At 47.5% G+C, this 14,022-nt stretch carries 12 protein-coding genes; 1 reads left to right on the forward strand and 11 read right to left on the reverse strand.

The window, feature by feature from the left end; all coding sequences use genetic code 11:
• Window positions 1–29: 29 nt before the first annotated feature.
• From ON05_RS21475 to ON05_RS21520, 10 genes are all read right to left on the reverse strand, one after another.
• The gene (locus tag ON05_RS21475) at window positions 30–734 is read right to left on the reverse strand and encodes an alpha/beta hydrolase (protein ID WP_010474631.1); all 705 of its coding nucleotides are present in this window, start codon (window positions 732–734) and stop codon (window positions 30–32) included.
• Between the two features lie 551 nt (window positions 735–1,285).
• A complete protein-coding gene (locus ON05_RS21480) occupies window positions 1,286–2,278 on the reverse strand; it encodes a catalase (RefSeq protein WP_139025818.1) in 993 nt (330 codons plus the stop codon).
• A gap of 17 nt (window positions 2,279–2,295) precedes the next feature.
• A complete protein-coding gene (locus ON05_RS21485; protein ID WP_039780479.1) occupies window positions 2,296–3,705 on the reverse strand; it encodes a hypothetical protein in 1,410 nt (469 codons plus the stop codon).
• Between the two features lie 94 nt (window positions 3,706–3,799).
• Window positions 3,800–4,342: a hypothetical protein gene (locus ON05_RS21490; RefSeq protein ID WP_010474636.1), complete on the reverse strand. Its 543-nt coding sequence runs from the start codon at window positions 4,340–4,342 to the stop codon at window positions 3,800–3,802.
• Window positions 4,343–4,628: 286 nt separating this feature from the next.
• Window positions 4,629–5,006 (reverse strand): transposase, encoded by a 378-nt coding sequence (locus tag ON05_RS21495; RefSeq protein WP_010474637.1) that lies wholly within the window; start codon window positions 5,004–5,006, stop codon window positions 4,629–4,631.
• Window positions 5,007–5,263: 257 nt separating this feature from the next.
• Entirely contained in the window at window positions 5,264–5,986 is a 723-nt protein-coding gene (locus ON05_RS21500; protein ID WP_010474638.1) for a hypothetical protein, read from the reverse strand.
• Window positions 5,987–6,087: 101 nt separating this feature from the next.
• Window positions 6,088–7,398 carry a sodium:proton antiporter gene (locus ON05_RS21505; RefSeq protein WP_010474639.1) on the reverse strand — a complete coding sequence of 437 codons (1,311 nt, stop codon included), beginning with the start codon at window positions 7,396–7,398 and terminating at the stop codon, window positions 6,088–6,090.
• A 40-nt stretch (window positions 7,399–7,438) separates the two neighbouring features.
• Window positions 7,439–8,191 carry a Coq4 family protein gene (locus ON05_RS21510; protein ID WP_010474640.1) on the reverse strand — a complete coding sequence of 251 codons (753 nt, stop codon included), beginning with the start codon at window positions 8,189–8,191 and terminating at the stop codon, window positions 7,439–7,441.
• Between the two features lie 72 nt (window positions 8,192–8,263).
• Window positions 8,264–8,419, reverse strand: coding sequence for a hypothetical protein (locus tag ON05_RS21515; RefSeq protein WP_010474641.1), 156 nt, complete (start codon window positions 8,417–8,419; stop codon window positions 8,264–8,266).
• Between the two features lie 134 nt (window positions 8,420–8,553).
• The gene (locus tag ON05_RS21520; RefSeq protein WP_010474642.1) at window positions 8,554–8,940 is read right to left on the reverse strand and encodes a hypothetical protein; all 387 of its coding nucleotides are present in this window, start codon (window positions 8,938–8,940) and stop codon (window positions 8,554–8,556) included.
• A gap of 399 nt (window positions 8,941–9,339) precedes the next feature.
• Here ON05_RS21520 and ON05_RS21525 point away from each other — a divergent pair, with 399 nt between their 5' ends.
• Complete coding sequence (locus tag ON05_RS21525; protein ID WP_010474643.1) at window positions 9,340–12,942, forward strand: eIF2A-related protein; 3,603 nt, start codon at window positions 9,340–9,342, stop codon at window positions 12,940–12,942.
• A 67-nt stretch (window positions 12,943–13,009) separates the two neighbouring features.
• Here ON05_RS21525 and ON05_RS21530 read toward each other — a convergent pair whose 3' ends face one another.
• Entirely contained in the window at window positions 13,010–13,969 is a 960-nt protein-coding gene (locus ON05_RS21530; RefSeq protein WP_010474644.1) for a hypothetical protein, read from the reverse strand.
• Between the last annotated feature and the right edge of the window lie 53 nt (window positions 13,970–14,022).

Raw genomic sequence — 14,022 nt, forward strand, 5'->3', positions numbered from 1 at the left:
GCTAATGCTGGTTGTGAGTTTGCGGGCCACTACTTCTGGACCAAGGGCAGGTGACAAGCTATTGGCTTGGATGAAGTCAATTGAGCTGAGGGAAGTTGGGTCTGGGATGTGGCATTATTTTGAGCGGTTTGGCAGTGACAGAGGATACCTTTAAGGAAATCGGGGGCAGGGGTTGTAGAATCGCCTTTTTCAATGCCTTCCGCCAGTTGCTTGATTTGGTTGTAGTCTGTTTCAACTACTTTGAGGTCGATATTGATGGTGGATGCGGGGTAGTCTCGAATGACTTCAATGACGGAGATGTTGCCATCGGCCATCGCCTTCGTAACGGCTTTGTCTAAATCTTCTAGCCCTTTTGATCCACTCTCGTAGACCATTTCGTCAATTTGGTGGAGGACAAACCTGCCTTTAGGGCTGTGGATCAAACGTTCAATAAAATAGGGGATTTTGATTTCTTTGGTGAGGAGTTCGCTCCACTGGGTAGGGACTTTTTGAGTGGTATGAAAAAAGGTTTGGAGGGCTGGGGTTAGCTGGCCCGACTGGGCAAAGCTTTGCATCTCGGGTAAGGTAACGGTTACGGTGTCGGAATTATATTTAAGGGTGACCGACTCAGCTGCGATGGCCCCTGTACCCACCAGCAAACTAGTGCTGGCCCCTAGAATTGCTGCTGCCACCGCAAGACGGGGACTGCGAAATCCAGAGTTAGATACTGTTTGTACTTGGGGAAAAATAGACATCACAAATTCTCCTATTCGTAGGAACAAGTGGAAAGATTGAACATATAGAAAGATTGGGAACTAGAGCTAGTAGTGAACAGTTCTAACTCTTAGTGATTAACCATGAAGAGTGACATCTAGACAGTGCTCATCTCTTCTTTAAAGCCCATTGAGGAATACTCAATAAACTCTTTGATCAACACAAACTAAGCCTATTCATTTCCCCAAAGTTTTTCAGTAAGGTTAAAGTAATATCTTTTTTGGGTACTGAGTGAGCCAACTAGATTTCGAAGTAACTAAAAAGTAATCTCAATTTGCTATGTCGAAGGTTGAGTAATACCCATCAGCCAGTGATAAATAAACTACCCCGCTGCAAGCAGACGGGGTACAGAATACGATTTTCTCCCAAAATTTAGATTTGGATTGTAATCCCATTTCTTCGCTGCAAGCAGCGGGGAATCTACTCCCACTAAATTGAAACTATTTGAAATCCATAAATTTTGGAGGTCTAAATTTCAGAGGTCTCTAATACTGCTAATCGTTGTTCTGAGTTTCTAACGAATTTCAACAAATCAGAGAAACGTCCCAAGTCTGTCATAATCAGCTTTGGTTGGCTCTTGGTTTGTGCCACCCGTAAACCCATGGCGCATTTGTGAACTTCTCTCATAGACAAGCTTGCGACACCGTTGAATACCACCAATCGGTTGGTGCTCCGGCATACAATGCCAAGGCGTGAGCGAAAGGTTTTCGCAGAACTCAAACTGTGAAGGGGCAGTGAAATCTTGTGCGGGTAGGGTTAGCGTTGCGATGGTCTCGAACGGTGTGGGCCAGATAGACTTTGCATCCTCAATTGGCGTTATGGTTTCGTCGATGTAAGCTTGTGCCCCAAACAGAAACTTTGCCGATCTTTTTTGGTGAACGAAATAGTCTTCGAGGACTTCGCGGAGACCATCTGGCGTTGTTGCTGGATTGTAATCGCTGAGATTATCAGGATCTGGTATTAGCGTGAATCTGGCCGCACTTTGTCCCATGGCAAAGGGAACCTCAGCCCAATATTGACGTTCGAGATGACTAGCAATAACAACATTGAACGTCAAATTCAAAGCAAAGTCATGAGGGTGAGCCTTGTAATAGCTAGTAGAGCTACCATTCATTAAGGATTCGAAAAAGGCTACGTAATCTGCAATGTCACTAATAAAGAAGGTGGGCTGATCCAAAAAGATAAAATCTTGAGTGCTAGCCGGTGACCCAGGCACGTCTAGCAGTTTGATCGCGAAGCCATGGGGATTAGGGTCCGAGTCCTTTGAGTTAGGTCCTGTTGATAAGCGGCACAGGGCATCAAATTTTCTAGGTTCAGCAAACACGCCAACGCGCATTGCTTCTGGGACTGAATCTGATATCTCGAAAATACCGCGCAGCAGGGCTTGTTGCTTGGGGTGCTGCCCACGTTTTTTAGGATCTTCACTCTTCATGATGGCAAGCTGCATCTCCATGACACGCTCGATCATCTCGGCTTCGCCTTCTGGAATGATCTCAAGGGGGTGAGGTTTGATTTGGGTCATCATGTTTATGATTTAACTCCTTAATATTGACCGTTTGCTAGACCGCGTAGCGCGGCGATTCCGGGGGCAAAGAAATACTCCCCCCCCTGGACAGTGACAAATTGGCGAATGTCAAACAGGAATGGCATGTCGGCTCCGGGCACCGTGAATTGACCACCCTCTCCATTCGTCCCGATCAGTGGGTCTTTCTCATCGCTGGGTAGGCCGATGAAATCACCCTTCTGAACCCATTCAGCCTGGATAAATTCAAACTGAAGTTCGATATCTGCAACGACAATCATTCCAGCCTGACCCCGAGGAATGCCATCATCGGGTGCGCCTTCAGGTAGCGGTGGACCATATTCAAGACCACGTCGGAGCATGCGCTTACGATTGACATCCGCAGCCGAGGTGATTTTCGACTTGCGTGGATTGACACGACGCAGGTGGGCACCAAGGGGACATTTCACCCCCTCTGGATCGTCGGCATAGTCAAAATCGTTGACTCGATTAGGATCATCTGCCAGTTCGAGATTATCCTGATCGGGGGAAAGCGCTAAGGGACAACCGGAGCGCCAACGTCCAACAATCTTGGCCGCCATCTTTTCTTGATGGGCTTCGTTGGTTGTTCCCCAAAGGTTCATGGCTCCCTGCTTCAGATAATCCCGGAAGCCACTGACATCCTGGGCCGCTTTGCGAAACACGACAAAAGTGCCGTTTACTCCCAAGCTATGGGGTGTGGGGGTTGCCGTCACCTCGCCCAATTCATTCTCGTAGCCAAGTAGAAATTCACCGGGAGCGATGGGTCGCCAATGCTCCCCCTCCCGTGCTCCATCGCCGGGGTTGCCATCGTCAAGCCCGGCGATCGCAGGTTGAGAGATCGGGTCCACATAGCCGAAGTGGGCTGCGGGGCAGCCTGATCGCTGATCAAATACGACGGCGGCTTGCACCACGTGTTTTTCGATAACGCCATAATCAGCGGCCGTGGCACTCATCTGTTGTCTCCATTGGTCAACAGAGGCAGCATCAGGCCCTGTGAGGCTCACCATCACATGGATATCAGCGGTACCCAATCCCCCTTCCCACTTAGACGGATCTGCGGGTCCCGTATCTCCTAATCGATGGGCACGGACCGCCATTCCTTCACGAAAGACATGGGGAAAACTCATCCAAGTTTTCTCGGATACCCCCAGAGCCTTGAGTCCAAAGGCAGAGACAGCGATATTCAGTGCCTGCTCAGGGGCAGGCTGGGTTCGAGCATCCGCTGAAGAAACTACCTGATCAACAAGGCTTTTAAGCCAGTGGCGTCCCTCGCCCGGTGTCCCCACGCTGTAGAACACATAAGCACTGGCTAAGGTTGAGTAATCTTCCAAAAGCCCTCCCTGGATATCTCCCAGGTTAGACTTCAAATCGTTGGCAGTCAGCCGTTCTACAGACTTGACTTGCATCATTACCTCCCTGTGAATCGGTAAAGAAGATTGAAAAAATAAATAAAGGTCGGCCAATAATGGGTGAATCTATTGGCCGACCGAGTATCAACAAGTCTCAGAGTGCGGACACAGCCTGGCCCCACACGGCTTTTTCAGGAGGTTTTGCAAGGTCACGTTGTAGGTCAATGACCTTCATGCGCCAGTCTGCATCACGACGGATTTGATTGACCGTCAGCTCTGGATAAGCGCAGTAGTACTGAAAGACTTCCACTTGCTGAGCCGCCATGAATTCTATTAAGCCTGTGAAATCTGAGTCCGCATCTGGTGCTCCTTCAAAATGAGAGATAAGGGTGCGGAGTTCAGCCTCCAAATCTTTGAATCCCTCGAAATAAGTCACAACATCAGCATCAAAGTTGGTTTGGAACAGAATCTGATCGCGGCTAATACGGGTCAGACAAAAGATATGAATCACAGCCATTTCGTTAACTTTTTCTGCAAACTCTGCCGAACCCGTTATATCTGCAAGCGCTTTTGCATGACCATCTGGATCGTCTTGCTTCAAGGTAATGAGGGCCGCAAATGGCGTTATATTTTCAGCTAGACGCACAGTTTCGTGTAGGCCGTATTTAAGTGGGCCTTTTGCAGTGGTAACAGTCATATTATTTTCTCCGGTAAGATTTGTTGAATGAGCACTGAATGCCATGTCCTTAGTCTCTATCCCGCATCAGTGCTTGAGTTTCACAGTAACGGAAGTTTTTGAGGCGGTCAGTATGTAAGAAGTAATCCTAAAGTGTGCAATTTGTAAGGGGCACATCTAAGCGCTGGAGAAGCAGCCCTAGGCTCAAAAATCCTCCTTGCAAACAGGAAGACTGATCTATTGGCGAGAAAAAAATATAGTAGACTTTCGGTCCCGTCATCCCGCCCATGAATGAAACTGGGTAGTCCTAGTCCTGCAAGGATGTATTGTAGTGATGAATAAACATCCAAATAGCCCCAAAATGATTGTCGAGCTTTTTCAAAAGCGACAGTGTCTTTCGGGTAGTGCTCCTCAAGTAAGGATCTCTAAAAGTACTGGAAGATAGGTAGATGAGAGCACTAAAGGTTTTAGGCTTTGCAAATACTCCAACTCGCATTTTGTCTGGCACTGAGGCAGAAATTTCAAAGGTGCCGCGCAACAAGGCGTGCTGTTGAGGAGCTTGACCCCGTTTTTGGAGATCTTGGCTTTTCATCATGTCCAGATACATCTCAAGGACGCGCTCTATTAGTGATGCTTCACCATCAGGGATGATTTCCAACGGGTGGGGTTTGATATGGGTGAGCATGAATTAACTCTTTACTAAATATCGGCTATTGCCAGGACCACACAGAACGACAATTCCAGGGGCAACAAGATTTTCACTCCCATAGGTGGTGACGAATTGGAGAATATTGAATTGGAATGTTGCTTCAGCACCTGAAATCAAAGACCTACCAAATGCAGAGTGTTGTCGATAGCAAGACGGGAGAGTGTCTTAACGAAATAACCAATCAACCGATGCCTATTAGAAGCCAAACCTGCTATATATCAGCGCTACGGGTATTACTCCAAAAGCCAAGAACCTCCCAAGAGAAGGATATAAACCACCACACCGCAGAGAAACCAAAAGAAACGAGTATCTTTATGGTCTGGGAGTTCTTCCTTGAAGATGTTGAACATCAAGAACCCTGTCAACAGAGCTGTGAGGGTATTAGAGAAGGTGCGATTTGCCGCCTCCGCTAATAGGTCGGTAACAAGTCCACAAACGACGGCTGCGATTAAAACATATCGCCCCTGACGATCAAACAGATTTTTATAGTGTTCACTCAGATGATGATCGGTGGATAGCAGGTGTAAACTCATGGCCAAAATATAGATAAAGGCAAAAGGAATGCTCTGCTCGAACTGTTCAGGAATGGAATAGATCAGCAGAAAGTTATAGGAACTCACGAATATCATCTGTAGCCAAAAGGCTCTTTTGTTGAGTTCCTGGGAATCATCATGTGTCTGTGACCAGATCCACCGTTGGGCACCGTAAAAGAGCAAAAATCCGAATAGGGCCACGATGTGAATAGGAAATCGACCAATAGCGACATCCCCTTCTTCCAACTCCGGTAGTAGATGCAAAAACATATAGGTAATCGCCATCCCTCCACTAAACGAGATGGCGATGTGCTCGGATGTGTACAACCACTTATGCAGCGGGCGGGACCAGTAGTGAATCGCGATAAAGATGATCGCAACTAAGGTTGTTAATTCAAGGATAATAAATGAACTTGTATGCATGAGGACATTCCCTCTTCTAAACTTGCTGCTGGACTGGATCGAGACAAGATGTTGAAGATCCAAAGCTAAGAATCGTCAATTCAATACTTTGCTAAAAACCTCTAAGCTTCAGGCAGATTAGATATGGCTGTTTGCTGGCCATACCTGGACCGATAAGGGAGACGAACAGGCATTTCTGCCACAGTTTGATGCTCTGCTGTTGGTAAGGACTTATCCTTCTCAACTCTTTGGGCATACCAGTTCGCGCCAGGAAACGCTGACAGTCCATGGGCAAAGATACTGAGCAAAACCGTAGAGACCACAATGGAAAAGATCTGCTCTCGTCCCTGGATGGCGTCCCGGTTGAGCACCATTAGCACGTAAAGAATGGAGGCTACACCGCGAGGACCAAACCACCCCAGAAACAGTTGGGTGTCCCATCGAAGTTTCATGCCAACAAGGCTAAGGGAAACACTTAAGAGTCTGGCTGCAGTGAGGCTTAGAACGGCATAGAGAATCACTCTGCCCTGCATTTGCGTAAGAACAGGCAAGACCATTAGTCCGCCAAAAATGACGAAGGTAACGAGGATAAAAAACTGTCCTTCTGTCTCTCCATACTCATACAGGCGAGGGCAAAGTTCTTGATGGGTATTGCCTAAGGTCAGCCCAGCACAGAAGGCAGCGATAAATCCATTGCCACCCAAGGGTTCAGCCAAACAGAAGGCTAGTGCGGCCAAGGAGAGCAGCGATAAGCGCTGATAGTTCTCGGTCATCCAATGGGATCGAGCCGTTGTCGCAATCAGTTGTCCCCCTAAATAGCCCACCAGAATCCCCACTACGGGTCCCATAACGAGCTGGGCTAAAGCAAAACTACCCCAGCTAGCAACGGTTTGTTCTCCCCCCGCTGACTCAGCTAGGGATAAAAAAATCAATAAGATAGGCAGACAAATCCCGTCATTTAGCCCACTCTCAATATTCAAGGCTTGCCGAATTCGCACTGGTACGTTGGGACTATTGACGACGGCCTGTCCTAGGGCGGCATCGGTAGGGGCCAGAATGGTGGCAACGGCGGCGGATTCCCATATATTGAGTTGGGGAAAGAGTGCGATCGCAAACCCGCTACCTAACAGGATCGTTAACGGTAAGCCAATCCCCAACAGTCTGAGGGGCAGTTGATACTGCTGTTTCAAGAGTTTGAAATCAATCCGAGACGCATCGGTGAACAGGACGAAGACCAAGGTTGTGGTGGCAATAATATCTACCACTTCATTATCCACGGACAGATTCAGCAGTTGGCTGACAAAGGGACTGATCAAGAGTCCAAAGGTGGCAAAAATCATCGGTGGCGTAAGTATGCTCTTTTCGATCCGCCCCGAAATGAGGCCAAAGGCCAGGGTAAAGAGGGAAATGATCGTAACGGATTCCAGAATCATGGTGAGTCATGCTGAACAACGAGCTAAGTCGGTTTTTGAGTCAAACAGGGGTCGGTTCTGTAAGTGCGATCGCATCCCGAAGATGAGGACGGCTATACCAACTCCACTGTCCTTCTGTTACTGGCTGGATATTAAACTCAGACCGCAAGTCGTCTAGGGGCTGTTCGAACCGTTCTTCCCACTTCACAGGGAACAGAGGTTTTGCGTCTCGCCCCATCTTGATGCCCGTAGACAGGATGTCATAGTCATATTCAACATCAATACCGTTGTCCTGGGGACCCCCAAAAAAGTCCAGTAACATACCAAGAAGATTGATCAATATCCAACCGGGATAGCCCGTCTGGGCGACGGTGACAGAAAGGACACCCGCTTCACCAAAGTCGTCCATGCTAAAACCAGTCAAAATATGATGTAAATCATGGGTTTTACGAATGCGGTTAATCACATAATCTGCATCCGTCTCAATATTGCGCAGACGGTAGAAGTGGGGCTCATATCCCAAAGCACTCATCACTCGGGCATAGGTCCACCCTAGTGATCCTTCCGGCATCTGCAGCATTTTATCCAATTCATACTCTGGGCCTAAATATTGCTCTTCAATCATTTGAGCAGTGGCTGCATCTTCTCTCATCCAGGTCAGACAGCGCTTCATTTGGGGACTATCTCGCAGCAAGTCGCTAATATCAAATACCTCATTCACGTCCGTCCCGGCCCCAGCCACATGATCAATAAAGGTCAATAGCTGGTTGATATTGTCAGGTGTGGCAATGTCATTGATATATTTGAACCCCATGATCGTCTCCCTCTCGTGTATTTATCGGTTAGTTGGGTTAGTTCTGAAAAGCTTGGTCGATGGCTCTAAGCTTTAAGTCGCAAGCCGTTGGGCATGGCTGTAGAAGCCTGACGTTCTATGAATTAAAAACTCACTATAATCAGCGATATCATCCAGACCAATTGCTGTAAGCAGTACTTCAAGTGCTAGCCAAATTGTGATTTGAGTCAGTAGCGTTTTCCATTTCATGAATGTCCACCTCCTAGCAGTTAGTCTTGTCCTTGGACACTCCTTCCCCTGGAATTAGAGCTTCGGAACGTACAAGCACTAACTGAGGGGAAAGAGGTTCAGAGGCCCTTCAGGCCATCATTGGCAAAATCCAGCTATGACTCCTTAATCAAGGCAGCCCAAGCAGAATTCACGGCTTTATCGAAGCGATCTCCCATGCCTTTGAGTTCAGCTATAAAGGTGTCCCATTTGCGACTGGCATCATCATTGAGTTCTTTAAGAGACTGATCCAAAGCATTGCCTTGTTCTTGGAAAAAGGTCTCTGTTTGATTGAGTGTTGCCTTCGCTTGGCTAATGGCCTGATGATAGGTTTCACGGGTGATTTGGTCAGCAGCAGAAAGTTCAGATTCGGCCCGCTTTTTAATTAAATCGACCAACTCGCCCGCTTTTTGCTTAATCTCATCTGATTCATTCGCCATTTTTTGATTTACTAGGGCTTGGGTTTCTTCACTGACGGGAGTGATTGAGGAAGAAGTAGTCATGATTTTTCTCCAAATTAGAAATAATGAGCACAGCGATTGAGCAGGAAAACAAAGTTTGTTTCCTCGCTATATCGGTGTGACTTGGGTGGATAAGTGACAACCGTGGTTTATTCAACCTTTTGCTACTAGTGCGTGGTCGGCAGCTATCTTCTACTCCCGATGGTTGATTCGGTTTAGGTTTCAGCCATCACCATTCAGGTTGTTGAACTGAGTCTATGGTGATTAATCAGCTTCGTCAGTAATAGAAAAGTAAGAAGCTCAGGTTATTTAGATCACAAAAATTAAGCCGCAATGTGATCAAAAAGTGAGATCGTTATCCTGGCCTAAACTATCCCTCCGCCAGGGCACAGCGGTACAATTGGCCTAAACCTGGATTTTCTGAAGCCTGGAAAGTAAACCTTGATTGCTGTAGATGCTCTGGCTGTCTTAGAAAAAACCCTGCCCCCCGGAACACTCAACCAAGTTAAAACATTGGTGTTTAAACAAGCCTGGGACGGTAAAGGCTATGCAGAAATTGCTGAAGAGGCTGGCTACGACACGGACTATATAAAAAGTGTGGCCGCTCAACTTTGGAAAAGCATTTCCTCAGAACTAGGCGAGAAAGTCACCAAAACAAATTTTCGGTCCTTATTGATTCAGCGATTGGACGAATCTGATGTCAGTGAGGATTCACTAGTTCAACCACCTATCGCAAAGGAATCTACCCCACCTCCTTCAGGGATAGCCAATGGGAAAGCCCCTGTTGTGGACTGGGGCGAAGCCCCCGATGTCACTAAATTTTATGGCCGCAATGAAGAGCTCGCCCAAATTTCCACCTGTAATCTGACCGAGGGGTGTCGATTAGTGGCCGTGTTGGGCATGGGCGGCATTGGTAAAACAAGCTTAATCACTAAACTGGCCCAGCAGGTCCAACATCGCTACGATTTTGTGATTTGGCGATCCCTCCGCAACGCGCCAACAGCGGACGAAGTTCTTGCAGAGCTAATCCCCTTCCTGTCTGAGCAACAATCTGATCAATGCTCGACCCGCCAACTAGTGCAATGTCTGCGATCCTCTAGGTGCCTGATCATATTTGACAATGTGGAGTCGATTCTCCAGGCTGGGCAGGTAGGATACTACCGCCCAGGCTATGAAGAATACGGGAATCTGTTGCGGGTTGTGGGAGAAACGGCTCACCAAAGTTGTTTACTCCTAACCAGCCGAGAGAAGCCGCCAGAAGTGGCCGAATTAGAAGGCTTAGACCTAGCCGTTCGTTCCTTTTCCCTGCGAGGTTCCTCTGAAGTCGCCACTGCATTACTCAATGCCAAGGGAATTGAGGGCAGACCCGCGCAGCAACGGCAGCTGAGCCATCACTATGGGGGGAGTCCTCTGGCCCTCAAAATTATTGCCAGCTCAATTCAGGACTTATTTGAGGGCAATCTAGAGGACTTTTTAGCCCAAGAAACGGTGGCCTTTAACGGCATTCGTCGCCTGTTGGACCAGCAGTTTAAGCGGTTGAGTCCCCTAGAAAAAGTCATTCTGAACTGGTTGGCGATTAATCGAGAATGGACTTCGATTGCTGAGTTGCAGCGAGATATTGTACCAACGGTATCCATGGCCAATCTGCTGGAATCTCTGGAAGCCCTTACCTGGAGAAGCCTGATTGAGAAGAACATCAGTCACCAAGGGCAATCTGGGCAATACACCTTGCAACCCGTCGTCATGGAATACGTGACCAATGATTTAGTTCAACAGGTGTATCAAGATTTGACGAAAGATACAGACCCTCGGACGTTGCAGGCACAAGGTCTGTCTGCATCCCAGTCCTACTTTCATACCCATGCTCTATTGAAAACAACCGTCAAAGACTACATTCAAGACAGCCAAAAACGTCTAATATTAGAGCCCTTAGCCCAATTACTTCGCAACACTTTTTTCTCTGCCCCCATGCTGGCGCAATGGGTACAGTCAGTGCTAAATCAACTCCATACCAGTCCAGTGACTGGATATGGGCCTGGAAATTTGATCAATCTCTGCCGTCAACTCAAGCTGGATTTAACAGGGTATGATTTCTCCCAACTTCCCATCTGGCAGGCAAACCTTCGGGATATGTCTTTGCCAAGGGTCAATTTTAAGGAGGCTGATTTTCAGCAGACCCTTTTCACTCAATCCCTCAGCGGCATTCTTAACATCGCCTACAGCCCTAAAGGAGACTTTCTAGCGACCATAGATGCCACTGGAAGTGTTCGCCTCTGGCGGGTTGCGGATGGTCAACTTCATCTGTCTTTCGAAGATCACACTTACTGGGGGTGGGCATTGGCCTTTAGCCCCGATGGCCAGCAACTGGCCAGTGGCGGCGAAGACGATATGGTCAGAGTTTGGGATGTTACTACTGGCCAGTGTATTAACAGTTTGGAACTCAAGTGTAATGTGGTTTGGACTGTAGCCTTTAGTCCCAATGGTCAGACCCTAGCGATTGGCAACAGCGATACAGATATTTTGCTGTGGGATCTGAAAGAGAATCAGCTGCCCGAAGTATTACAAGGACATACTAGCGATGTGAGATCGCTCCAGTTTAGTCCTGATGGTCAACAGTTAGTCAGTGCCAGTCACGATCACACTCTTAAAATTTGGAATTTACAAACCAGGCAGTGTCAGCAGACCTTTGATGGACATTCTGAGTGGGTCCTTTCTGTCGCTTATAGCTTTGATGGTCAGACCCTAGCGAGCGGAAGTGCTGACCGTACAGTCAGATTGTGGGATGTGAGGACGGGGCAATGTCGCCAGACTTTATCCGGTCATGATCTTATGGTTACGGCTGTTACCTTCAGCCCAGATGGTCAACAGCTTGCCAGTGCTAGTGAAGACCGCACCATCAGAGTGTGGGATGTCCGTGGCCAGCATCTGAAAACCTTAGTTGGTCATCTGCATTGGGTTTGGTCCGTGGCCTTTAGTCCGGATGGTCAAATGCTAGCCAGCGGCGGGAGCGATCAAACCGTTAGATTTTGGCACGTACAAACCGGTCGACCTTTGAAGACCTTGGCTGGTTATATCGACTACTCCTATGCTCTAGCCTGGCTTGCTGATGGACGAGCCCTAATAACTGGAAGCTCTAATCATACGATTCGCACTTGGGAACAAGGTTACTGCAGACAAACCTGGAAGGCTCACGATAACTGGGTCTGGTCCGCTAGCTGTAGCCCTGATGGACAAGTATTAGCCAGTGGGTCCAACGCTGTCAAATTATGGGATGTGAAGACAAATGATTGTATAGCCACATTGCAGGAGAATGAAGGGTTTGTCTTTTGTCTGGCCTGGAGTCCCAAGGGCCGATATTTTGCTACAGGTTCCTCAGATCATCGAGTTAGGGTTTGGAAAGCGGACACTCAGCGATGTCTACAACTTTTGGAAGGACATGAAGGTTGGGTGTTTCAGGTTGCCTGGAGTCCCAATGGTCAAAGTTTGGCGAGCTGTGGCGTAGATGGAATCGCAAAGGTCTGGAACGAAAAAACAGGAGAATGTCTGCAAACGTTTCATGAAGACAATTGGATTTGGTCTGTGGCCTGGAGTCCCGATCACCGATTTCTGGCCTACAGTACAGCCGATGGGAACATTAAATTCTGGGACACCAAAACGTGGAAACTACTGCAGACTCTGACGGGCCATACGGCTCAAGTCACCCGGATCGACTTTAGTCCCTCTGGCAGGCGACTAGCCAGTGGCAGTTATGATCGTACGATCAAAATTTGGGATGTTGAAACTGGCCACTGTCAACAGACATTAACGGGGCATACCCAAATTATTACCAATCTTGCCTTTCATCCCATTGAAACGGGCGATAAATGTCTGTTAGCCAGCGCCAGCGAGGATGAAACCCTACGGATTTGGAATATCCTTTCAGGTGAATGTGAGCATGTTCTGAAACCAGAGCGTCCCTATGAAGGGATGAATGTTGCTGGCACTACAGGATTATCCTCAGCCCAAATCAAGTCCCTACAATCTTTGGGGGCTGTGACCAGTTAACTAAAAACGTCTATTCATCTATGGTTCTCATTAACAAAACAATCGCTAGCCTTTATCCTGAGACTGTTTAGGACGTTCCTGGTTCTGGGTTGGAAAGATTATTCGGGTCCGCTCGCCAAAAAATAACAAAGGTGGCTTTACTGAGCTTCTTAACAGATTTCACCAGATTGACATAGTAGGTTTTATCTTCAACTTTGAATTCATATACTGGCCCCCCTCCATATTCACCAATTTTTTGGGGCTGGGAAGCAGATTTGAAGGCTGGAATGGTCGGGAAAGAGGCTAAAACTTCATCAGGTTCTTTCAGACGGTAATAGCGAGGACTATTAATAATCGCCCCTAAAGCCGTTAGATTTGGATTTTTAACAATATCAAACGCTTTAATGCTTTCTGTCGTAAAGAACTTTTCGGGTTCAGGAAACTCATCAGGACTGGGAATGTAGTCAAACTCAGACTCAACCTCAGCATTAATTAGTTCTTGATCTAACTCTTCAAAAATGGTCTCCACCTCTTCATTTTCAATGGGAGGAGCAGGAGGAGTATCGGTTTCCTGATTTTTAGCATTAAGATCAGACTCTTTCTTGGGATCCGATTCAGACGATTGAGATTCTGAGTCTTTAGGTTCTTGCTTCTCAGTTGTTTGATCCTTAGAATCAGTTTTTTGTTCTGGCTTAGGCTTTTCTGTTTCTGGGGGTTTAGGCGAGGGAGGTAAAACAGGCAGGGGGCGAGGCGTCACGGGTGCTCTCTGAATTCGTGGCTTGGGCTTAGGTTTAGTCTTGGACTTAGGTTTAACCTTCGTCCGCTTTAACGAAACCGTTTTTGTGACAGGTATATCTTTAATTTTAGGTTGTTCGACTTTGGTCTCTAAGGGAACAGGCGTGGCCAGTATGACGCCATGTACGATTGCAGAGATCAATACCAATGGATGTTTGAATAACCACCAAAGAAAAAACCGTTTTGGGGGTTTGGGGGCCTCCGAGATATACGTTTTTGGGGGTGGCGGCGGCGGCTTAATCTGCGTAGTCATGAACAATCAGGGGTCACAGCAAAGGAATCGGCGTGTTGGCTTGATTCAAAGAA

The organism is Acaryochloris sp. CCMEE 5410, from assembly GCF_000238775.2.
Classification (GTDB): Bacteria; Cyanobacteriota; Cyanobacteriia; order Thermosynechococcales; family Thermosynechococcaceae; genus Acaryochloris.